Origin of the sequence: Murdochiella vaginalis (assembly GCF_902381775.1) — a bacterium.
Classification (GTDB): Bacteria; Bacillota; Clostridia; order Tissierellales; family Peptoniphilaceae; genus Murdochiella; species Murdochiella vaginalis.
In genome coordinates this window covers 1,392,528-1,415,022 of sequence record NZ_LR698969.1, presented here as the reverse complement: position 1 = coordinate 1,415,022, position 22,495 = coordinate 1,392,528, and the positions used below count along the sequence as shown (strand labels likewise).

Genomic DNA, 22,495 nt, shown 5'->3' with positions numbered 1-22,495 from the left:
ACGCGGGTGTTCTCAAACGAGGACGAGCGCATACTGGACGCGGGATGCCCTACGCAGGAAGACAAAGAGAAGATGAGGTAGTTGCTTGAATATATTATGGAACAAGGTCAAAGAAGTGCTTATGTCGGTGTTGCCGGTCGTGCTCATCGTTTTGGTGCTTCATTTTACGGTCGCTCCACTACCGCCGGCACTTTTGCTCGCCTTTTTGGTGGGCGCGGTGCTGGTGGTTGTGGGGCTGACCATTTTTCTTTTTGGGATTGACCAGGGACTGGAGCCCATCGGACAGTATGCCGGTCGTTCGATCACGCATACGAACAGTTATCCCATCGTGATGACGGCAAGTCTCATCTTGGGCTTTTTTATCTCCTTTGCCGAACCGGATCTGCATATTTTGGCAAAACAGGTGGATGCGGTCACGAGCGGTGCGTTTAATCGCTGGATTCTGGTGATTGCTGTTTCAATCGGCATTGGCGTGATGATGACGATCGGCATGTTGCGCATTCTGCACAATATTCGCGTGCGCTATGTGTTTGCCGGCGCATATGGATTGATTCTACTGCTGTCCCTGTTTTCATCCGTGGATTTTATGGCCATCGCTTTCGATTCCTCGGGGGCGACGACCGGTGCCATCACGGTGCCGTTTATGCTTTCTTTGGCGTACGGTATTTCCGCCATGAAAAAGGACAGTAAAATCGGTGAAGCGGACAGCTTCGGTGTGATCGGCATTTCCTCAACGGGTGCCATTTTAGGGGTGCTGATTGTCGGCTTGTTTTTTGGACAAGGGAAACTTTCCGGAACGCTGCCGGAGACGATCGCGGAAAACATGCCGTTATGGCAGATGTATCTTTTTCAAATCCCGCTTTTGGCAAAGGAATCTTTTCTTTCTCTTTTGCCCATTTTAGTTACGTATCTGCTTTTGCAAAGAGGAGCTATCAAGCATAAAAAGAGCATGATGATCGATATTCTGCGCGGGATGGCATTGGCATTCTTGGGATTGGTCATCTTTCTTCTGGGAGTCAATGGCGGATTCATGCATCTGGGAACCGAGTTGGGTACGCGTCTTGCCGGAACTAATCCGTTACCGGCGCTTTTGGTCGCATTTTTCCTCGGTATCACGACGGTTTTGGCAGAGCCGGCGGTACACGTGCTGACACATCAAGTAGAGGATGTTACCGGCGGATCCGTAAAGCGTAGTCTGGTTTGTCTGTTCCTTTCTTTGGCTGTCGGGGCCGCAATTTTCCTATCGGCCTTGCGCATCCTCGTACCGCAGATTTCCCTTTGGATGCTTCTTTTACCGGGCTTCGGCCTTGCCGTGCTATTATCCTTTTTTGTGCCGGATCTCTTTGTCGGCATGGCCATTGACGCCGGCGGCGTGGCATCCGGACCTATGACCGCAACCTTTTCCTTGGCTTTCGTGCAAGGAATTGCGGCACAGACGCCTACGGCGGATGTTGTTGCAGATGGCTTCGGCATGATTGCGGTCGTAGCCATGGTGCCCATCCTAGCCATTGAGCTGTTGGGAGCACTTTATCAGGCAAAGATGAATGCGTCGAAGGCGCGCATAAAGGCGAAAGGAGAGAAGTGATATGGAGGCAAAAAGACAAAGGGCGTATATGGTGACATTTATCTTGAGCCCGCCCTCGGCTAAGAAATGCCTTTCGCTGGCGAAAGAACAAGGTGTGGAGAACATTTTCGTGTTGCGTGGAAAAGGCACTGTGAATAATCGGACTCTTCAACTGTTAGGAATTAAGCGCCAGGATAAAGTAGTATTGAACATGCTGTTGGATGCGAATAAAGCCCGGACGTTTTTGAACAGGACGTCGGAAGAGCTGGCGTTGCACAAGCCCAACCATGGCATTGCCTTTCTTACGCCGATCGAGCGCATGATGTATGGTGAAGAGGAAATGAGTGCGAACTCCATGATGGATATTCTCCCGGAGGAGGAAGACATGCAATATAAAAAACTAACGGTCGTCGTCAATTTGGGCATGGCCGAAGAGATTATGACGGTGGCACGTGAGGCCGGGGCAAGGGGCGGGACCATCTTGCACGGCCGTGGCACCGGCGAGCAAGTGCCGGAGAAGCTTTTCGGCATCGAAATTGAGCCGGAGAAGGAGCTACTGTTGATTCTTGCTACCGAGGATGTGGTGAATTCCGTGATTGCAGCATTGGAAGATGCATTTGATTTTGCTCGTCCCGGCACCGGCATTCTCTTTGTTGAGTCCATTTCGGATGTGAGAGGATTGGTGAGCAAATGATCACGAGCATACTAGTCGGCGCACTGATCGGTGCGGTCGCTGCACGCATTATGGATCACAAGAAGCTCGGCTGCCTTGCGAATGTCCTCGTCGGGCTGAGTGGCTCGGCGCTCGGACAGGCGTTATTCGGCTCCTGGGGACCGCATCTGGCGGACATGGCCGTCGTTCCATCGGTGATCGGCGCCATGCTTTTGCTGCTGATTATTCCGGGAAAGAAACGCTGAGCGGAGCGCCGCTGGGAATGACGATGGCGGCGCGGTTAAAGGCGGAGCGCCGCTGGGAATGCTGTTGGCGGCGCGTTTAAGATGGAGCGCCGCTGGAAATGACGCTGGCGGCCCCTGACAAATGGCAAAAAAAAGCAGTTAGACAGGGTCACCGACCCTGATAAACGACGAAATGCATCAATTGACAGGGTCGAAAAGCTCCATTTAGACCCTGACAAACGGCAAAAAAAGCGGCCAGACAGGGTCGCCGCCCCTGACAAACGACGAAATCCATCAATAGACAGGGTCAAAAAGCCCCATTTAGACCCTGACAAACGGCAAAAAAAGCGGCCAGACAGGGTCGCCGCCCCTGACAAACGACGAAATCCATCAATAGACAGGGTCAAAAAGCCCCATTTAGACCCTGACAAACGGCAAAAAAAGCGGCCAGACAGGGTCGCCGCCCCTGATAAACAACGAAATCCATCAATAGACAGGGTCAAAAAGCTTCATTTAGACCCTGACAAACGGCAAAAAAAGCAGTTAGACAGGGTCGCCGACCCTGACAAACAACGAAATCCGACGCCAATCAGGGTCCAAAAGCTCCATTTAACCCCTGACAAACGGTAAAAAAAGCAGTTAGACAGGGGCGCCGACCCTATCAAACGGCAAAAAAAGCAGTTAGACAGGGTCACGTAGGCGGAGCGCCGCTGGAAATGACGCTGGCGGCGCGTTTAAGGCGGTGCGCCGCTGGAAATGCCGTTGGCGGCGCGTTTAAGGCGGTGCGCCGCTGGAAACGACGTTGGCGGCGCGTTCCTTATGCTTGCGCAGACTCCTGCGTTTCATAAATGAATTAAAGAGGAAACATGACCAATTCGAACATTCCGCAGCGCCTGCAACGTCTGGCGCTGTTGCTACAAGAAGAAGGCATCCAAAAACTGAATGAGTCTCGTGTGCTGGTGCTCGGCCTTGGCGGTGTAGGGTCGTCCTGCGTGGAAGCGCTGGCGCGCGGCGGCATAGGCCATTTGGCGTTGCTGGATGGGGATGTAGTGGAGGAGAGCAATATCAATCGCCAGGCGATTGCATTTACATCAACCGTGGGACGTGCAAAAACGGAGGTCATGCGGGAGATGGTGTTGGCCATCAATCCGGGCTGTGACGTTGATGCGCGAAAGCAGTTTTTGACGCGCGAGAACACGGCGGACATGTTGGATTCTTTTGCGAAGCCGGATGTGGTGCTGGATTGTATTGATACGGTTTCGCAGAAGCTCGAAATTGTCGAATGGTGTGCCAATCAGCAGATTCCGCTGCTTTCAGCCATGGGAGCGGCAAACAAGCGTGACCCCATGGCGCTTCGCTTTTCTCTTGTTGAGAAAACCTTCAACTGTCCGCTTTCGAAGGTGATGCGTCGGGAATGCCGAAAACGCGGCATATCTCAACTGGAAGTGATTTTTTCTACCGAGTCGCCACTCAGTCCGCAGCCGCCGCGCACATCGCTTGCGACGAAAACCGCAACCCGTTCGGGCAAGGCGGAGACGCTGGGCTCCATGAGCTATATGCCGCCCATTATGGGGCAGATGATGGCCGGGAAGGTCATTTGCCGACTGGCAGGGCTGGAGAAGATGCCGAATCCGCCGAGGAAGAAACTTGCAGACGAGCGGATGTCGAAAGAGGGAACACCGAACGAGCGTAAGACAAAAGAGAAGACCGTAGAAAAGCAAACAGCAGACGATTGGGCAAAGAACGATGTGTCGGCGAAACCATATCTTTTAGACACACACGCGCATTGGGACTTTTTGCCTTCGGCTTCTCGTGAGAAAGCCGCAAGGCTGCTCGGCAAAGAGAACATTCGCCTGGTAGCGCAGACGGTTTTGCCTTCCGCCTTTGTAGCACTGGACAAGGAAAGAGAAGGTGCGATGAAAGCGGACCATGATGCGTACCCTCAGCCGATTTTGTCTTTGGGCTTCCATCCCTGGTGGGTGGATACGCCGGAGAAGAATCGCCGGGAATTGGATTTTTTTGCGGAGGCATTGCCTAGAACGCGCTTTATCGGTGAAGTCGGCCTGGATTTCAGCGAAAAACGTCTGCGGGAGGCGTCTGCCGTGGAGCAGCAGGCAGTACTGCGGCACATCTTTCAGCTGGTACGGGAGCGGGCGGCGGAGTCGAACACATCGTATGTGTTTTCCTTTCATGCCGTACGTGCGCTGACGCCACTGTTGGATCTTTATGAAGAAGAAAATCTGGTCATGCCCAACGTGGTTCCCATCGTCCATCGTTTTGCCGGAACAAGCGACGAGCTGACGCGGCTCATACGAATGGGCGGACTTCTTTCCGTGCATCCAGCGATGCTCCGAACGAAGCGCGGGCGCGCCTACGTGAAGCAAGTGCCGGCGGATAGCCTGTTGTTGGAGACGGATTTACCGGCAAACCCGATACCGGCGGAACAAAGCTTCTCCACAAGGGAAGAGAAAAACGACATGGCGCAAACCATTACGACAGAGGGTACGACGCAGAAAGATGCATATGAAACGGTTGCACGCACCTATGCCGAGGAAATTAAACAAAGTCTTTACGAAACGCTCGCACGCCTTTCCGAATTGCGCGGAGAGGATATGACGAACATCATCATGAAAACGCAGAAAAGACTTTACGGCTGGCCGAAAGACGAGTAAAAAAGAAACGAAAGACGAGTAAAAGAGGAAACGAGAGGAGGGCATATGCCCAAGTCGACACAGGGCGCTCCTGGGAAGAAAGTGCAAAAGGGGTACGGTAAACCGCAAAACGGCGTCCAAACCATCACAAGAACCTATGATACCGGCGAATTATTGCGTCGGTTTTTGCCGTATTTGCTGCGCTATCGTGGCCTATTGGCATTTGATTTATTTTGTGCGGCGTTGACGACGCTTTGCGATATTGTGTTGCCGCGCATCATGTATAGCTTGACCAATACGGCCATGATGCACCCTGAGGCGATGAGCATGGGCTGGATCGGTCAGCTGGCTCTTATTTATATCATCCTGCGCTTGATTGATGCTGCCGCCTATTATTATATGTGTTCCCAAGGGCATATAATGGGCGTTTACATTGAAACGGATATGCGCATGGATGCGTTTCGCAAGCTGGAAACGCTCAGTGATGCCTACTATTCCAACACGAAAATCGGGCATATTATGGGGCGCATTACGTCGGATCTCTTTGACGTGACGGAATTTGCGCACCATTGTCCGGAAGAATTTTTCATTGCGGCCATTAAGATCGTGGTGTCGTTCATCATCCTGTCGTTCTCGTCACTGCCCTTGACGGTGCTGATTTTTGCCTGCATGCCGCTAATGCTGTTTGTTTCGATTCGATTGAACCATCGCTTCCGGGCGGCAACGAAATCGCAGCGTGTGGAAATCGGCAATCTGAATGCTCGCATTGAGGATTCGTTGCTGGGGCAGCGTGTCGTGAAGGCCTTTACTTCCGAGGACATCGAGCTGGATAAGTTTGCCGAGGGCAATCACCGCATGAAGGAAATTAAAAAAGAGCGCTATCGGGCCATGGCGAATTTCAATATGTCCACGCGTCTCTTTGACGGACTGATGTATACCATTACGATTGCAGCGGGCGGGCTCTTCCTGGTAAAGGGTAAAATTACCCCGGGCGATCTGGTCGCCTACGTACTGTATGTGACGACGCTCATTGCGACGATTCGCCGCATTGTGGAGTTTGCCGAGCAGTTTTCCATGGGCCTTACCGGCATTGAGCGCTTCTTTGAACTGATGGATACGCCGGAGGACATTGTGGATGCACCGGATGCCAAGCCGCTCGTGGTACACGGCGGAGAGATCGTCTTTGACCATGTGACATTTGCCTATCCGGATGAAAACAACCGCGTGTTGCACGATCTTTGTCTTACCATCCATCCGGGCGAAAATCTTGCGCTGGTGGGTGAGAGCGGTGGAGGGAAAACCACCCTTTCTTCGCTGATACCTCGATTCTATGATACGACCTCAGGCAGTGTGAAAATTGACGGGCAGGACGTAAAGACCTTGCAGCTCAAGAGCCTGCGACAAAATATCGGCATCGTGCAACAGGACGTGTATCTCTTTTCGGGCACGGTCGCGGAGAACATTGCCTACGGACGTCCCAGTGCGACGGAAGAGGAAATTCAGCATGCAGCGGAGCTGGCCGGAGCACATGCCTTCATTACGGACTTGCCGCACGGCTATGAAACGTATGTCGGGGAGCGGGGTGTTAAGCTTTCCGGCGGTCAAAAGCAGCGGATCGCCATCGCGCGCGTGTTTCTCAAAAATCCGCCGATTCTGCTTCTGGATGAGGCGACCAGCGCGTTGGATAATGAAAGTGAAATGCTCATCGAGAAGAGCCTCGAGGATCTTTCGTCCGGGCGCACGACCCTTACGATTGCCCATCGCCTGACCACCATTCAGCATGCGGATCGCATCGTCGTTTTAGGGAAAGAAGGCATTGAAGAACAGGGAACGCACGAGGAACTGTTGGCCAATAAAGGAACCTATTATCGCCTGTGGACGGGCGGAAAGCGAAAAGGAAAAATAGATCAATAAGAGCCCTTGCTGTTGCGCGGCATGCGCCGATCGCCGCGAACGATATATTTCAGAAAGGAGCACAACCGTGCAAACTATAGCGATCATTACCGGCGCGTCGTCCGGGCTGGGATGGGAATTTGCGACGCAATTGGATGCGACCGAGCGCGTGGATGCGTTTTGGCTTATCGCTCGTCGCAGGGAGCGTTTGGAAGCGCTCGCCGACACCTTAACGACGCCGGCACGATCATTTGCCGGCGATCTCACCGATCCTGCTTTTTTAGAGACGATTCGTTCGACGCTGCAGCGCGAGTCGGTACAGATCGCCACGCTGGTGAATTCCGCCGGATTGGGTAAAATAGGAAAAGTGGGAGCGCTCGGCGAAGAGGAAAATGCGGCGATGATTGAGCTCAATGTCCTTGCGCTTTCCAGGATGACTTCTCTCTGTTTGCCGTATATGCAGCGGGGCGGACGCATTTTCCAGCTGGCATCGGTCGCCGCTTTTTCACCGCAACCTACATTTGCTGTTTATGCTGCGACGAAATCCTTCGTTCTCAGCTATTCGCGTGCGTTGCATCGGGAACTGCAACCGCAGCATATTACGGTTACGGCGGTGTGCCCGAATCCCGTGGAGACCGAATTCTTTGATCATGCAGGCTCCGTAAAAGCTGCATCAGCGATCAAAAAAATCGGTGTGGAACAGGCACATACAGTGGTACAAACGGCGCTTCGGCGTGCGGAAAAGGGAAAGGACATTTCCCTTTCGAGCGGTATGGCAAAATGCATTCACGTTGTGACCAAACTTCTGCCCCACCGTTTTGTGTTGTGGGCTGAAAAATGCATGGGTCTATATTGAGCAGCGCATCGGGAATGAATTCAGTAACGCATAATGCACTCCGCTTTTATCCGTGTGGCGGAAGGTGCAATGCGCGGTATACTGCGTAGAAAGGAACGATCATGGAATCCATCGGAACGGTGCTGTATGACTATGGCGACGGACTTTATGTTAATTTGACCAATAAATGCCCCTGCCGCTGTTCCTTTTGTGTGCGGGAACAAATGGATGGCGTGGGGGATGCCGATTCGCTGTGGCTGAAACGCGAGCCCGCGGCGGAGGAAGTGAAGTCGCTTCTTGCGGAGCGCGATCTTTCGGCGCACAGCGAGCTGGTCTTCTGCGGGTACGGTGAACCGACGGAACGACTGGATGTGCTTCTCTCGGTCGCACGCTATGCCAAAGAAAAACGGCCTGACTTGCCCATTCGCATCAATACGAACGGCTTGGCGGACTTGCTTTACGGGCGGGATACGACGGGCGATTTGGCGGGCCTCATCGATACGGTATCCATCAGCTTAAATGCCTCCAATGCCAAAAACTATGCGGCGCTCTGCCGTCCGCAATTTGGCGAGCGCGCCTTTGATGCGATTTTAGACTATGCCTTCCGGGCCAAAAAAGTGGTTCCGGAGGTGGTTTTTTCGGTCGTGGGTTTCAGCCTTTCAGAAGAGGAAATTGCGATTTGCCGGGGCATCGCTCGGCGATTGGGCGTCGCGTTTCGCGTACGGGAAGCAGAAACCGGACATAGAGAAAAAGGGAGACAGCTATGACCATTCTGGAGTATGTGATCGATCAAAAGGACGTCTCTTTTGCAGAGCGGCCCTTTCACGATGTGGATAACACCGTTTTGGCGGAATTAGCCTATGTTGATTACGACGGCATTTTTCATGATGAGGCGGAAAATCAAAACGGACTTCCTCTTGCGGAGGTTTCACGACGTTTTTTTGCGACGCATGATGCCGAGGAGATCGAGAAAAACGCGAAGTTCTGTGATCGTGCGCCGCTTCTTCTGCGTGAAATGGCCAAGGGAGAGCGGTATCGCGATATGCGGTTTTCCCACTATGTGAACGAGGTGAACGAGGCGGACGAGGAGGATGCCACGCAGTTTTCAGCGCTGGCCTTTCATCTGTCGGAGGATACCTGGTACGTTGCCTATCGCGGGACAGATGCTTCCTTTACCGGTTGGAAGGAAAGCCTATTGATGAGTTATCTGGAGGAGACCGGCGGATGCAAGGAGGCGGTCGCCTATCTGGATCACCTGGGCAAGGAGCATCCCGGAAATTTGATCGTCGGCGGCCATTCCAAGGGTGGTTATTTCGCTATGTACGCGTCTATTTTTTGTGCGCCGGATGTACAGGATCGCATCACGATCGTCTATAATAACGACGGTCCCGGCATGCACGAGGAGATTATCTTTTCCTCCGAATACCAAAACATTCGCCCCCGCATGATGAATATTGTTCCGGATTCGTCCATCATCGGGCAGCTGCTGTTTAATCAGGGCGAGCATAAGGTGGTCAAGAGCGAGGCACAAGGCATTTTTCAACATGATGCGTTCACGTGGGTCATAGAGGGCACAGAGTTTGCGGAAACGAAATTGACCCCGTTTAGCCTATTTGTGCAGGCGGCGCTGGGCAACTGGCTGGATACAGTCGATAGGGAAAGTCGTGCATCCATCATTGATACGGTGTTTAGCGTTTTAGAAGCGACCGGCTCGGAGTCTTTTACGGAATTGCACGAAGAACGGCTAAAGAGTGCCCATGCGGTTTTGTCCGGTCTGGTTTCGTTACCGGAAGATAAGCGCAAGGAACTGTTGGGCGCCTTTGCAGCTTTCATCAAAAGCAATCAGAAAGCCGCCATTCAGTCTCTGTTGCCGTAGACGGCAAAGGTGGTGAAACGGCATTCCTCCGTTCGTGAGGGGGACGTCTGGCTATAGACGACTTCGTTGTATAAAAAGGGAGGTTTTATGAAATTACAGGCATCTTCGTATTTGCTTGCCCAGAAGGACAAGCTGAAGGAAATAATTGCTATTCTGGCGAAGGAATTCGCCTATGTTTCCATTTTGGGAACGGATGTAGATGGAAAAATGTATGTGGTGAGTACGACAAAATCCGCCATTGAGCCGTCGATGGATCAGGAACGCGGATTCGTCTTGCGCGTGTTTCAGGATACGGGCGTGAGCGAATATTCCTTTAATGTAGTGGATGTTTCGTATGTAGTGGATCGCGTGCGCGAGATAGCGAAAAAGGATCGGGAGCGCTTCCGGGCCAAGGGGATTCTGCCTTATGCCAAAGCGCCAAGCGATGAGCCTGCCACGGTCTACCACCTGGGCGAGGCGAAATGCCTTCCCCAGAACGATGATCCCGGTGAAATTTTGGCGCGCTTGCAGGCCATTCATGATGCCAACATCGGCACGTGCGAAGAAGTGTCTTTCCTGCAGTTGACCCATTCCGTGACGCAGATCAATAAGATTTTTCTTTCGCCCCATCGCGATCTCTACCAGTCGTATGCCTATGCCAATGCAACCATCGTTGCGCTGGCGACGGACGGGGAGAAGCGAAAGATTGAATACAAGGGCCTTTCTCTTCTGGGTGGATCCGAGCTCTTGGACGAAGTGGAAGCGAATGTTCCCGGTGTCTGTGCGCGTGCGGTGGAGCTGCTGTCCGCGGAGCGTGTGGAGCCGGGCGAGTACGATATTGTGTGCGAGCCGGATTTTACCGGACTCATTGCGCATGAAGCCTTCGGCCATGGCACGGAAATGGACATGTTCGTGAAACACCGTGCAAAGGGAGAGGAGTACCTGAATAAGCGCGTTGCCTCGGATGTCGTCGTTATGCATGACGGTGCCAGTGCGATTGAGGAAGTTTCCAGCTATGCCTTTGATGATGAAGGCAATCTTGCCAACGATACGGTCATTATTGATCACGGTATTTTTAAGCGCGGCATGTGTGATACGCTTTCAGCCATTCAATTGGGCGTGGAACCGACAGGAAACGGCAAGCGTGAGAGCTATAAGCGCAAGGCGTACACCCGTATGACCAATACCTTCTTTGAAGGCGGAACGGATTCCCTAGAGGAGATGATCGCCTCCATTTCCCATGGCTATCTGTTGGAAGGCATGCATTCCGGCATGGAGGATCCGAAGAACTGGGGCATCCAATGCGTCGCCGCTAAGGCGCGCGAAATTCAGGACGGCAAGCTGACCGGCAAAATCGTCAGCCCGGTGTATCTGACGGGCTATGTGCCGGATCTGCTGGAGTCCATTTCGATGGTTTCGCCGAAGGTGGAGATGTCCGGCACGGGGTATTGCGGAAAAGGCTGGAAAGAATGGGTCAAGACGTCCACCGGTGGCGCATACATTAAAGCGCGCGGAAAACTGAGTTAGGAGAGTCGTATGCGGGAAACGATTTTGAATATATTGAAGAAAAAAGAGCTTGCCGGTTGGATTGTTACGGAGGAGAAGCTGGCGTCCACGGAGCTGTTCTTTGTGAAAAACAAGCTGGACCAGAACCGTCTGTGTGAGACGACCGAAACCACGGTAGAGGTCTTTGTCGATTTTGAAGAAGCGGGTGCGGACGGCGTCGAACGCTATAAAGGCAAGGCGGAGGCGCTGCTTTCTGCCGGAGATTCTCCGGAGGAGATCGAGGCGCGTATCGACAACGCCATTGTCTCGGCTCGCTTTGTGAAAAACAAGTGGTATCCGATGGCGACTAATGATGCGCAGGCGAAAGTCACTTCAGAACAGTCTCATACGGAGCCGTCCAACACGGAGACGCTGAAAACGCAGTATGATGCGCTTTATGAGGCGCTATTTACGGACTACGGCATGTCGTCGCAGGTTAATTCGGTGGAGCTTTTTGCTGTGGACGGAACGCGACATGTGGAGACCTCTACCGGCACGGAGGTGACGTATCCGGTGCATCGCTTTGTTTTTGAGCTGGTGACAGATGCCGAGGGAGCGACGGAGAGTGTGGAAATCTTTAACGATTACACCTTCGGTCTTCTTGATGTGGAGCAGGTGCGTGACGTGGTGAAGACACAGTTGGCTGATACGGAAGCGCGCGCTGCTGCGGTGAAGACACCGAAGCTGGAAAACATCAATGTCATTTTGCGCGGAAGCGCCGTGGAGGATCTTTTGAGACTTTATGTGGTGCAGGCTTCGGATGAGGCTGTTTACAACGGCTTTTCGCGTGCCAAGATTGGCGAGCGCTTTACGGGCGAAGATGCCCTCCAGCCGCTCAATATTCGCATGGATCCCACGCTTTCTCATGCCGTGGCCAAGGCCCCGATTGATAAGGATGGCGTGTTGTTACATCCATACGATCTTTATCGCGATTCAGTGGTGCAGAATTTCCGTACATCGCAACAATTCAGCTCTTACATGGATCGGGAAAACATCGGTACGCCGATTCCGTTTGTGGTAGAGGGATCCGATACGCCTTACGACGCATTTTTGGATGAGGACTATCTCGAAATCTACGTTTTCTCGTCGTTCGTGGCATCTCCCATTGAAGGAGATTTCGGCGGGGAATATCGTCTGGCTAAGCTCGTGCAAAATGGGAAGACGACGTATATTACGGGCGGTTCTCTTTCCGAGAATCTCTTCGATGCGCAGGATCGCATGGTATTCAGCAAGGAATGCGAAAAGCGCGAGAATTCTTTGGCTCCCAAGGCAATTTTGATTCGGAAGAAGTAAGTTGCCGCTTTGTGATTGGTGTGGAGCGGAAGTCTTGACCGGCCTATGGCCGAATGAACGCGACGGTGCGCCATGAGCGCATCCGTCGCTTTTTAATGCTTTGAGATCGGGCGGAGTGCGGAGTGAACTTCGAAGACCGAAGGCACCTTCGAAAAAGGGACTAGCGGAGCGCCGCTGGAAATGCGGATGGCGGCGCGGTTAGGGCTCATAAAAGATGCACGCCCCTGACGAATGGTACATTTCGAGATAAAACAGGGCCCGATGTACCCTGACGACTTGCCAAATTGAGGTGTTGTCAGGGCCCGTGCCCCTGACGAATGGATGAAACGAGATGTTGTCAGGGGCGGTACCCCTGACGAATGGTAAAGTTCGAGTTAAAAACAGGGCCCGCTGTACCCTGACGACTTGCTAAATTGTGGTGTTGTCAGGGCCGGCGCCCCTGACGAATGGTACATTTCGAGTCAAAACAGGGCCCGACGTACCCTGACGACTTGCCAAATTAAGGCGTTGTCAGGGTTGGCGCCCCTGACGAAAGGCTGAATCGAGGTGTTATCAGGGTCGGCACCCCTGACGAATGGTAAATTTCGAGTTAAAAACAGGGCCCGCTGTACCCTGACGACTTGCTAAATTGTGGTGTTGTCAGGGCCGGCGCCCCTGACGAATGGTACATTTCGAGTCAAAACAGGGCCCGACGTACCCTGGCGACTTGCCAAATTAAGGCGTTGTCAGGGTTGGCGACCCTGACGAATGGTTGAAACGAGATGTTGTCAGGGGCGGTACCCCTGACGAAGGGTACATTTCGAGTTAAAACAGGGCCCGACGTACCCTGACGACTTGACAAATTGAGGTGTTGTCAGGGCCCGTGCCCCTGACGAAGGGTACATTTCGAGTCAAAACAGGGCCCGACGTACCCTGACGACTTGCCAAATTAAGGCGTTGTCAGGGTTGGAGGCCCTGACGAATGGCTGAAACGAGATGTTGTCAGGGCCGGCGCCCCTGACGAATTGCTAAATTAAGGTGTTGTCAGGGCAAGCACCCCTGACGAATGGCTGAAACGAGATGTTGTCAGGGCCGGCACCCCTGACGAATGGTAAATTTCGTGTTAATGTCAGGGCCCGACGGCCTCAAAAGGAGCGCCGCTTAGTCCGCCGTTGGCGGCACCGTTACAAAAGGAACGCCGCCTTCGGCGGCGTTATCAAATCGCCGGCCGGAGGCCGGCTCCTTCTGGTTCTGCTATTGCGAAGGCGACGCGACTGCCGACCGCAGGCTGGCACCTCTGAAACAGAGGAAAAGGCAACCTCTGTTTCAGAGGTTGCCTTTTCCTTGCTTAACCAATCCCAAAAACGCCTCATGCAGGCGGGTATCCTCTGTCAGCTCCGGATGGAAGGCAAGGCCGATCTGGGCTCTGTAGCGCACAGCAACGATGCGATCTTCAACGGTACAAAGTACCTCAACTGCGCCGCCACCGCCGCCATTCACGACGCTCGGTGCGCCGCCGCGGCTTCCGTTCACCTCAACCGTCGATACGCTATCATTTCCATCCAGTGCAGCAATATACGGCGCACGAATGAAAACAAGGGGAAAGCCGGTGAGATTGCCCACGTCTGCGGCAGTGGTAAAACTGGCGAGCTGTCTGCCGTAGGCATTGCGCCGAACGGTGACGGGAAGTGTCGCAAGATGGGTCGTCTCGTCGTCCTCAAGGTGTTGGGCTAAGAGAATGAGGCCGGCGCAGGTCGCGAGTACGGGCATACCGTTTTGGATGCTCTCGCGCAGAGGCGCCAACATATGGAGCTTGCGCAGCAGGCGTCCCTGTACCGTGCTTTCGCCGCCGGGAAGGACGATGCCGCTGAGGCCGTCGAGATCGGAAAGCTGACGAACCTCCCGCACGTCGGCGCCGAGTTGGTGAAGCATCTTTTCGTGCTCGATAAAGGCACCCTGGAGTGCCAGAACGCCGATGGGCATTACTGGCCTCGCTCTTCCATAATAATGGCGATTTCACCGGCATTGATGCCGACCATGGCCTCGCCAAGATCTTCCGAAATTTCGGCGATCAATTTCGCATCCGTGAAGTTGGTGACGGCCTGCACGATGGCGGAAGCGCGTTTGGCAGGATTGCCGGATTTGAAAATACCGGAACCGACGAAAACGCCTTCGGCACCGAGTTGCATCATGAGCGCAGCATCGGCCGGGGTCGCGACGCCGCCCGCTGCAAAGTTGACGACCGGCAGTTTGCTGTGATCATGGACATAGCGCACCAAATCGTAGGGAACCTGCATAGCCTTCGCGGCTTCAAAAAGCTCGTCCTCCCGCATGGCGGAAAGCTGGCGAATCTGGGCATTTACCTTGCGCAGATGGCGTACGGCCTGGACAACGTCGCCCGTTCCCGGTTCACCTTTCGTGCGAATCATGGAAGCGCCTTCGCTGATGCGACGAAGCGCCTCGCCGAGGTCCCGCGCGCCACAGACGAATGGCGCCTTGAATGCGGTTTTATCAATATGGTAGACGTCATCCGCCGGGGAAAGCACCTCGGACTCATCAATAAAATCGATGTCGATGGCCTGAAGAAGCTGCGCTTCCACAAAGTGGCCAATACGGCACTTCGCCATCACCGGAATGCTGACAGCCTGTTGAATGCCGCGAATCATCTTGGGATCGCTCATGCGGGACACGCCGCCGGCAGCACGAATATCCGCCGGGATGCGTTCCAGCGCCATGACGGCGCAGGCGCCGGCTTCCTCAGCAATCTTTGCCTGTTCCGGCGTGGTGACATCCATGATGACGCCGCCTTTCAGCATTTGCGCCAAACCGCGATTGAGCTCCACTTGTGTTTTTTCCATACTGACCTCCTCATGTGTTTTTTAATGCTCTCGAGTGTTAATTAATTCTCTCAAGTGTTTTTTTTTCGTAACGTTTTGGTTGTGCTGGGCGACCTTATTGTCCCTCACGCAGAAACTTCAAAACATCCTGGTATACGATTTGTCGATCCTTTTCCTGCAAAATCTCGTGGGCCATGTTGGGATAAAAAATGCTCTGCACCTTTTTGCCGACGGCACGGTAGCGATCCTCCGCTTGCCGGACGCCCTTGGTATACTGACCGACTGGGTCCTTTTCGCCGGCAATGAGAAGAATGCGATCAGCACTGCAATTGCGATAGGTCTCATCATGATTGAGACGAAGGACAATGTCCATTAAGGTTTCATAGCCCTCCTTCGTAAAGGGCTGGCCGCAAAGGGGATCCTCCCGATAGCGTCGTTGGTTTTCCTCGTCCACAGAGAGCCAGGCCGTCGGAGATTCGCCCCGTTTGCTGAAGGAACCCGTGACGAGCTTTTGCAGCTTGTGAAGCGGCTTGCCGGAAGGCTGGGTGAGAAGGAGAAGCTTCAGGAAATGCGCCAGGAATGACGGCGTTTGGCCGGTTCCACAGGCAATCAACACATCCACATCGTAAAGCGACGCGTATATACGTGCTAAAAACGAGCCCATGCTGTGCCCAAAGAAGATGGTCTGTTCATGTACCGGGACACTCTGCCGTACCAAGTCGATATCTTTTAGCACCGTATCGGCAGAAACCATATCGCCGAGGGGATGCAGGCGACTAATACTTTTTCCATGGCCCAGATGGTCATGAATCAACACATCATAGCCCTGATCGAATAAAAATTCGGCAAAGTCATGATAGCGTTCTTTATGCTCTTGCATGCCATGCAAGAGTTGTACCAATGCGCGCGGCACATTGCCGACGGCATCGACCTCGTGCACATAATAAAGGACGTCGAGCGGCTGATGACAGGCGCTTTCGACCGAATACTGTTTCGGTTGCATAAAATCTTCCTTCCGGTTTAACAATCGTGGCGTGCGAGATCACGCGTCGCTACGATGTTGGCGTCCGTGCCGAAGAGATGGGGAATAATGCATTCTCCGCAACGGACGGGAGCAACGACAGCGACCGCATTGATCAGCGCCATGGTATCGAAAATCTTCTCTTTGGGAATTTCCCGATCGGTTTTAACGGGAACCACCGGCAAAACGCCGTTATGCACGCGTACGGTGGAGGCGATATTGCGCAGAGGGGCCGTCAATTCCTGTTTGGCATATTGTTCTCCGCGCGGGCAGCGATTGCCCGTCACGCGAAGTTCACCCTTTTCCTGTTGTACTGTCAGCGCGCAACCCATGGGGCAGACGATGCAGACCATTTCCTTTTTTGTCATGACTCCTCCTTGGCGACAAGCCGCAATGGAGAAACAGCCTGTGCACACCGTTCATAGGGAACGTCCACATGAGCCATTTCTGAAGGAATGAGCACATTTCGCTTGTAGGTTGCAAGCAGCACATCGCCGCTATAAAGCGACAGCAGCACGTTTCGCATGCGCCGCGTTGGCCGGAAAAAGAGACGCACGCTTTCCTTTGTTTCGGGATCCACGCGGGAAGGAAGGAGATAGGAAATGCCTTCGCCCGCAGAGGTCGCCAGCGTAGCGGGTGGAAACGCACCGTGGAGAATGTACTCGGCCGCATTTCTTCCGGCATTGCGACTTTCCTGTGTGACGTAATCCACAATATCGTGCACATGCAATACATTACCACAGGCAAAAATACCGGGAACGGTGGTTTCCATATGCGAAGAAACCTCCGGACCTTTTGTACGCGGATGCAGCGTGATTTGTGCCTGGCGAGACAGTTCATTTTCAGGAATCAGGCCGATGGAAAGCAGAAGCGTATCACAGGGAATATCGCGTTCCGTGCCGGGAATTTCCTGCCATTTATCATCCACGCCACAAATGGTTACACCCTGCACACGTTCTTTTCCGTGAACGGCCTTAATTTTATGGTGCAGGTACAGCGGAATGTCATAATCATTGAGACACTGCGCGATGTTGCGCGGAAGGCCGCTCGATTCCGGAGCAATTTCCACAACGCAGGGAACATGTGCTCCTTCGAGCGTCAGGCGACGCGCCATGATGAGCCCGATGTCGCCGGACCCGTAGATGACAACTTCCTTGCCGACCATGAGTCCTTCCATGTTCATGAGGCGTTGCGCGGTTCCTGCCGTGTAGACGCCCGCCGGACGGTAGCCTCCGAGCGCGACAGAACCTGCACTGCGTTCACGACATCCCATGGCGAGCACAATGGCTTTGGCCTGAATGGTCATGATGCCGGAGGCATTCATCGCGACGATCTGCTTGTCGGGTGTCATTTCCACGACCATCGTCTGCAACACATAGGGGATGCCCATGGCAACCACTTGATCTACAAAGCGTTTGGCGTACTCCGGGCCAGTCAATTCTTCTTTAAACTCCTGTACGCCGAACCCGCTGTGAATGCACTGATTGAGGATGCCGCCCAGTTCCCGGTCGCGTTCGATAATGAGCAGGGAATCGACACCGTTTTTTTTCGCTTCGATGGCAGCGGCAAGGCCGGCAGGGCCTCCGCCGATAATCACGAGATCAATCTTTTTCATGCGAACCATCCTGTTCTGTGGCATGCCCATCTTTCAGATGGCCGACGAGTAGATTCGATCCACGGCTTTCCTTCTGTAAGGTGATCGGATCCACACCCAGCTCACGCGCTAAGATGGCAATGACACGGGGTGCACAGAAACCGCCCTGGCAACGACCCATGCCGGCGCGCACACGGCGCTTTACGCCGTCTAACGTGCGTGCTCCGCCCGGCCGGTGAATGGCCTCCACAATTTCGCCTTCGGAGACGGTTTCACATCGGCAGATGATGTTGCCATAAAGTGGATTTTTGGCGATTTGTTCCGCTTTTTCCTCTGCGCTGAGATGCGCCATGCGCACAAACGCTTTACGATGCGGCTGAAAATTGGGCTTTTCCGCAGCAGAAAGTCCATTTTCATGCAACAGACGATCCACTTCCTCCGCAATGGCAGGCGCCGAAACCAATCCCGGCGATTCAATGCCTGCCGCATGGATGACACCCGGCATGTGCTTCGAAGCGTAAAGATGAAAATCGCCGCTTTCCGGTTTGGCACGTACCCCGGTAAAGACACGAATGGTTTGTCCGAGGGCCAGATCCGAAACTGATTTGCGGGCAAGGGCGTCGACATGACGCAGATCCTCGTCGTTTACGCTGGTATCGTGTTCATCATAAACGGCGTCCGCAGTGGGGCCCACCAGTGTGCTGCCGTCATAGGTCGGCGCGACCAGCACGCCTTTGCCTTTCGCCGTTGGGGTTTGAAAAAGAACGGTATGAATGCACTCGTTATTGGTTTTATCCAACAGGCGATAGACACCTTTGGTGGGGCGCAAACGGATTTCGGTATCGCCGGTCATGGCGGCGATACGAGCAGACCCGAGACCGGCGGCATTTACGACAAAGCGCGTTTCCATGTCTCCGCGTTCCGTATGCAACACGAGATGATCGTCGCGGCGTTCCATGCCGGTTACCTCGGTTTCTGTAAAAAGCGAAAGGCCGTTTTCTATGGCATTTTCGATCATGCCATAGGTAAAGTTAAAGGGATCCACGACACCGGACGTCGGGCAATAAAGCGCTTTTTTCACGCGCTTGGAAACGCGCGGCTCTACCGCAAAAATTTCCGGCGGATCCAGCAAAGAAAGAGGAGCTACGCCGTTCGCTCTCCCGCGCTCCAACAAAACGTGCAACTGGTCTATGTCCTCGTCGTCAAAAGCCAGGACCAACGAACCGACTTGATGATAGGTAAATCCCAGTTCTTCACTGAGCTTCGCCATCAGGTGATTGCCGCGGACATTCATCGCCGCCTTTTTCGTTCCCGGCACACAATCAAATCCGCCATGTACGATGGCGGAATTGGCTTTCGTGGTTTCCTGTCCGACCTCGGTATTTTTTTCCAGCAATCCGACACGGATCGCATACCGGGACAGCTGTCTTGCGATTGAACAGCCGACGATGCCGCCACCGATAATGAGTACGTCAAACATCTTTTCTCCTTCGCATCCCATCAGGGACGTTCGGTTTCCTCTAAAAACTCATTGATGACAGCTTCGCGCAATTGCTCATAATGCGTAAAGTCTTTTCCGCCGACGGCTTTTCCGTCAAAGTGATCGGCACGCAGGCAGAGGTTACTGGAGCTTGTGACCAGAATTTCATCCGCCGACGCCAGTTCGTCCAGTGAAAAAGCTTCTTCGCGGTAGGGAATGCCCAGACGATCACAGGCCAACAGAAGGTGATGGCGCGCAATGCCCGGAAGAATCAGACAATCGGTGGGCGCTGTATAGAGGACACCATCTCGTAGAATGTGCACGTTGCTGTGCGAACATTCGGTGACGCGTCCGCCCGGACGATAAAAGACGGCTTCCTGACAGCCGGCCTCTTTCGCCTTTTGCGCAGCCATCACAGAGGGAATCAGATTTAAAGTCTTGATATTGCAGTGAAAAAAACGTGTATCTTCGCAGGTGATAAGGGATACGGGTTTTGTGCCGTCGTTGACTTTTTGGGGTTTAATCATCACCCACAGATTTCCCTTTCCGGGGGTATAGGTGTGGTTGCGCTCCGCCGTTCCACGGGTTACCTGGTAGTATACAAACAGATCCTCGTCGTCGAGCTTTTTGACCAGATCACAGAGTAAGGAAGTAAAAGCCTCCTTTTCCATGGGCATCTCGATCTGAAGCGCTTTGGCGTTGCGATAAAAGCGATCCACATGCTCCGTTAGGGCAAAAATGCGCTGCTTGCGGCAAGGGCCGGCATCGTACACACCGTCTCCAAACCAGCATACGCGGTCATTCATGGGAATAAAGATATTCTCAATCAAATCCACCTGTCCATTGTAATATCCCAGATTTTTCATTCGACTCTCCTGCTTTTTTTCACATTAGCTACAGTATAGACCGCCCCCTCGGAATTGTAAAATGCAAGGTTCGGCATGCGTCGAATTTGCCATAAATGAAATTTTTCGTATTGCATTCAACACGATGATAGACGGTTTCGTCCGTGGGAGGCAAAGCGTTCGAAGGGGTATAAACGAAATGAAAGAGTCGCACGATGCGCATAGGCATGGTGCGTGCAGTATAGAAGGTGCGGCATCAGGAAAGGATCGTGTCACCTGTGCCGTTCCCGACGAAAAAGGGGGAGGAAACGCATGAAGAAGATTTTAGTGTTATTGGCGGAAGGCTTTGAAGAGATTGAGGCGTTGACACCGGTGGATTATTTACGCCGCGCGGACGTGGAGGTCGATATGGCCTCTCTCACCGAAGATCTTTCGGTTACCGGTGCGCATGGCATTGTGGTTTCGGCGGACACCACATTAGATGCGGTGGATCCTGCCGTTTATGACGGGGTTTATCTTCCGGGCGGCATGCCGGGATCTCTCAACTTGCGCGATGATGCACGTGTGTTAAAAATCGTTCGCGATTTTGCCGGATCCGGAAAAGCGGTGGCAGCGATCTGTGCAGCGCCCATCGTGCTGGAAAAAGCCGGCGTTATTGCGAATAAGCGCGTGACGGGGTATCCGGGAACGGTGGATAAGCTGGAAAATGTCGGAACCTATGATGCCGATGCCATTGTGGTGCAGGATGAAAACATCTTTACGGGTCGCGGAGCTGCCGCGGCGGTGTATCTCTCGTTTGCTTTGATTACGGCCCTTTGCGGGGAAGAGACGACGAAGCGCGTGAAGGAAGGCATTCAGCAGCAGGCAGTGGAAGCACTCTACGGCTTTTCGTCATAAGCAGGAGTTCCACGTTTGCTTTCATAAAGCGGCAAGTTTCCTATTTTTGCAGAAAGATAAAGGGAAGGCGAGTGTTCGCCTTCCCTTTTTGCGAAGCAATATTTGCGTGTTTTTATAAAACAGACCGAAGCGACGTGTTACTTCAAGAGCGCTTTCGCCAAATCTTCCAGCGCCGCTTTTTTCTCCTCGTCATCCGGGCCTTCATAACAGGCCACACCGTCATCCATAAGGCAGAGGCCGGCAGAACGAGCATCATCGGTCCAGTCTTCCATCCATTGTCCGTCGTTCCAAGAATAGGATCCGAAGAGGACGACCGGTTTTTTGCCGATTTCGGCTTTGAGATCCTCATAGAAGGGCTCAAACTCGACCTCTTCCAGCTGCTCATCGCCCATAGCCGGGCATCCGAGCGCCAGACGATCATAGCCGAGGGCATCGGCAACGGAGACTTCGCTCACATTTTTCACCTCTACGTCGACGTTTTCCTTTTTCAGCGCTTCTTCCAGAACGTGTGCCATGGCTTCCGTATTGCCGGTTCCGCTCCAATAAATAATTCCAACTTGCATTATTTTCTCCTTTTTTTATTTATTTTGCTGCATTCGCCTTTGCGAATGACTTGATGAAAATCACATGATTGGTTTGGCGAAAAGACTTACACGGCCACGGATACGCGATCGATAAGCTGCGGCAGGGAACATCCCTCCTGCATTGCCTTCAGCCAACATTGTCGGCAGGCACGAAAAGCGTTAAATGTCGCTTCCGCTTGTTTCGGCCGATGATATACGCGCCAAGAGCCGCGCAGGGGATAGGCGTTTTGCCCGTGATCTTCCATAAACCGCAACACGTCTTCCACGGGATAGCCTAAAAATAGGCCGATCTCATCGGGAAAGGAGGGAGAAAGACGTATGCGTTCCTGCAATTGGTCCAGAAGTCGGGTGACCAGATCGGCACCTCGTGTTCTACAGGAGGAAAACATCCTTTCCGCGCCGATTCGCCCGTCGCTCGTCGTGTCATAGCGGTATCCCAGACTATGTAAGGCATAGCTAACATCTGGGCGCAAAAACCATTCCGTGAGGAGGCGGGAGCGGTAGATTAGGATGCGATACGCGCTTCCACATTTTCCCAGTAAGGTAAAGTGGATGTCAAAGCGTGCAAATTCATGTCGGCCATAGGCTAGAATCTCGTCCATTGCGACGTTGTCCGTTTCCCAACAAAGGAGGGAGGCCGGCTTAAGACCGGCAAGTGTTTCGGCTCCATGACGGACAATCGCCTGCTGGAAAGGGTACAGAGGATTCACCAGATGCTCCTTTTC

General features: G+C 53.3%; 21 protein-coding genes. 11 read left to right on the top strand and 10 right to left on the bottom strand.

The genetic code is table 11. From position 1 onward, the window contains the following. Positions 1 to 85 precede the first annotated feature (85 nt). The 3 genes from FXY30_RS06335 to FXY30_RS06325 are packed head-to-tail and all read left to right on the top strand — an operon-like array spanning position 86 to position 2,482. Positions 86 to 1,585, top strand: coding sequence for a DUF1538 domain-containing protein (locus FXY30_RS06335; RefSeq protein WP_071705817.1), 1,500 nt, complete (start codon positions 86 to 88; stop codon positions 1,583 to 1,585). 1 nt (position 1,586) lies between these two features. Then, positions 1,587 to 2,258 carry a P-II family nitrogen regulator gene (locus FXY30_RS06330; RefSeq protein WP_083428259.1) on the top strand — a complete coding sequence of 224 codons (672 nt, stop codon included), beginning with the start codon at positions 1,587 to 1,589 and terminating at the stop codon, positions 2,256 to 2,258. Beyond that, a complete protein-coding gene (locus FXY30_RS06325; RefSeq protein ID WP_071705816.1) occupies positions 2,255 to 2,482 on the top strand; it encodes a GlsB/YeaQ/YmgE family stress response membrane protein in 228 nt (75 codons plus the stop codon). The genes FXY30_RS06330 and FXY30_RS06325 overlap by 4 nt, the downstream gene beginning before the upstream one ends. Before the next feature lie 35 nt (positions 2,483 to 2,517). Here FXY30_RS06325 and FXY30_RS06320 read toward each other — a convergent pair whose 3' ends face one another. After that, the gene (locus FXY30_RS06320) at positions 2,518 to 2,964 is read right to left on the bottom strand and encodes a hypothetical protein (protein WP_147659388.1); all 447 of its coding nucleotides are present in this window, start codon (positions 2,962 to 2,964) and stop codon (positions 2,518 to 2,520) included. A gap of 363 nt (positions 2,965 to 3,327) precedes the next feature. Here FXY30_RS06320 and FXY30_RS06315 point away from each other — a divergent pair, with 363 nt between their 5' ends. The 7 genes from FXY30_RS06315 (at position 3,328) to FXY30_RS06285 (ending at position 12,533) form a co-directional block, all read left to right on the top strand. After that, positions 3,328 to 5,133 (top strand): TatD family hydrolase, encoded by a 1,806-nt coding sequence (locus FXY30_RS06315; RefSeq protein WP_071705815.1) that lies wholly within the window; start codon positions 3,328 to 3,330, stop codon positions 5,131 to 5,133. A gap of 45 nt (positions 5,134 to 5,178) precedes the next feature. After that, positions 5,179 to 7,026, top strand: coding sequence for an ABC transporter ATP-binding protein (locus FXY30_RS06310; protein ID WP_083428258.1), 1,848 nt, complete (start codon positions 5,179 to 5,181; stop codon positions 7,024 to 7,026). 67 nt (positions 7,027 to 7,093) lie between these two features. Continuing rightward, entirely contained in the window at positions 7,094 to 7,861 is a 768-nt protein-coding gene (locus FXY30_RS06305) for an SDR family NAD(P)-dependent oxidoreductase (RefSeq protein ID WP_083428257.1), read from the top strand. 101 nt (positions 7,862 to 7,962) lie between these two features. Beyond that, positions 7,963 to 8,607 (top strand): TIGR04100 family radical SAM protein, encoded by a 645-nt coding sequence (locus FXY30_RS06300; protein ID WP_083428256.1) that lies wholly within the window; start codon positions 7,963 to 7,965, stop codon positions 8,605 to 8,607. Continuing rightward, positions 8,604 to 9,716 carry an Mbeg1-like protein gene (locus FXY30_RS06295; protein ID WP_071705813.1) on the top strand — a complete coding sequence of 371 codons (1,113 nt, stop codon included), beginning with the start codon at positions 8,604 to 8,606 and terminating at the stop codon, positions 9,714 to 9,716. Before FXY30_RS06300 ends, FXY30_RS06295 begins: the two co-directional genes overlap by 4 nt. A gap of 87 nt (positions 9,717 to 9,803) precedes the next feature. Then, entirely contained in the window at positions 9,804 to 11,222 is a 1,419-nt protein-coding gene (locus FXY30_RS06290) for a TldD/PmbA family protein (protein WP_071705812.1), read from the top strand. Positions 11,223 to 11,231: 9 nt separating this feature from the next. Beyond that, entirely contained in the window at positions 11,232 to 12,533 is a 1,302-nt protein-coding gene (locus tag FXY30_RS06285) for a metallopeptidase TldD-related protein (protein WP_071705811.1), read from the top strand. Between the two features lie 1,305 nt (positions 12,534 to 13,838). On the opposite strand, the gene pdxT is transcribed toward FXY30_RS06285, so the two are convergent. The 7 genes from pdxT to FXY30_RS06250 all read right to left on the bottom strand — a co-directional run bounded on the left by pdxT (position 13,839) and on the right by FXY30_RS06250 (position 20,310). After that, complete coding sequence (gene pdxT, locus FXY30_RS06280) at positions 13,839 to 14,495, bottom strand: pyridoxal 5'-phosphate synthase glutaminase subunit PdxT (RefSeq protein ID WP_071705810.1); 657 nt, start codon at positions 14,493 to 14,495, stop codon at positions 13,839 to 13,841. Then, the gene (gene pdxS / locus FXY30_RS06275) at positions 14,495 to 15,370 is read right to left on the bottom strand and encodes a pyridoxal 5'-phosphate synthase lyase subunit PdxS (RefSeq protein ID WP_071705809.1); all 876 of its coding nucleotides are present in this window, start codon (positions 15,368 to 15,370) and stop codon (positions 14,495 to 14,497) included. Before pdxS ends, pdxT begins: the two co-directional genes overlap by 1 nt. A 94-nt stretch (positions 15,371 to 15,464) precedes the next feature. Next, complete coding sequence (locus FXY30_RS06270) at positions 15,465 to 16,352, bottom strand: alpha/beta fold hydrolase (protein ID WP_071705808.1); 888 nt, start codon at positions 16,350 to 16,352, stop codon at positions 15,465 to 15,467. 17 nt (positions 16,353 to 16,369) lie between these two features. Further along, entirely contained in the window at positions 16,370 to 16,738 is a 369-nt protein-coding gene (locus FXY30_RS06265; RefSeq protein ID WP_071705807.1) for a DUF1667 domain-containing protein, read from the bottom strand. Next, positions 16,735 to 17,985: an NAD(P)/FAD-dependent oxidoreductase gene (locus FXY30_RS06260; protein WP_083428255.1), complete on the bottom strand. Its 1,251-nt coding sequence runs from the start codon at positions 17,983 to 17,985 to the stop codon at positions 16,735 to 16,737. The genes FXY30_RS06265 and FXY30_RS06260 overlap by 4 nt, the downstream gene beginning before the upstream one ends. Then, positions 17,972 to 19,444, bottom strand: a complete 1,473-nt coding sequence (locus tag FXY30_RS06255; RefSeq protein ID WP_071705805.1) for an NAD(P)/FAD-dependent oxidoreductase — start codon at positions 19,442 to 19,444, stop codon at positions 17,972 to 17,974. Before FXY30_RS06255 ends, FXY30_RS06260 begins: the two co-directional genes overlap by 14 nt. Before the next feature lie 20 nt (positions 19,445 to 19,464). Then, positions 19,465 to 20,310, bottom strand: coding sequence for an aminotransferase class IV (locus FXY30_RS06250; RefSeq protein ID WP_071705804.1), 846 nt, complete (start codon positions 20,308 to 20,310; stop codon positions 19,465 to 19,467). Positions 20,311 to 20,601: 291 nt separating this feature from the next. Here FXY30_RS06250 and FXY30_RS06245 point away from each other — a divergent pair, with 291 nt between their 5' ends. Further along, positions 20,602 to 21,186 carry a DJ-1 family glyoxalase III gene (locus tag FXY30_RS06245; RefSeq protein WP_071705802.1) on the top strand — a complete coding sequence of 195 codons (585 nt, stop codon included), beginning with the start codon at positions 20,602 to 20,604 and terminating at the stop codon, positions 21,184 to 21,186. 137 nt (positions 21,187 to 21,323) lie between these two features. Here the strand turns inward: FXY30_RS06245 and FXY30_RS06240 are convergent, their stop codons facing one another. Together FXY30_RS06240 and FXY30_RS06235 are read right to left on the bottom strand one after the other, a co-directional pair. Next, positions 21,324 to 21,749 (bottom strand): flavodoxin, encoded by a 426-nt coding sequence (locus FXY30_RS06240; protein WP_071705801.1) that lies wholly within the window; start codon positions 21,747 to 21,749, stop codon positions 21,324 to 21,326. A gap of 86 nt (positions 21,750 to 21,835) precedes the next feature. Beyond that, on the bottom strand, positions 21,836 to 22,480 hold the full coding sequence (locus FXY30_RS06235) for a DUF3793 family protein (protein ID WP_071705800.1): 645 nt from the start codon (positions 22,478 to 22,480) through the stop codon (positions 21,836 to 21,838). Between the last annotated feature and the right edge of the window lie 15 nt (positions 22,481 to 22,495).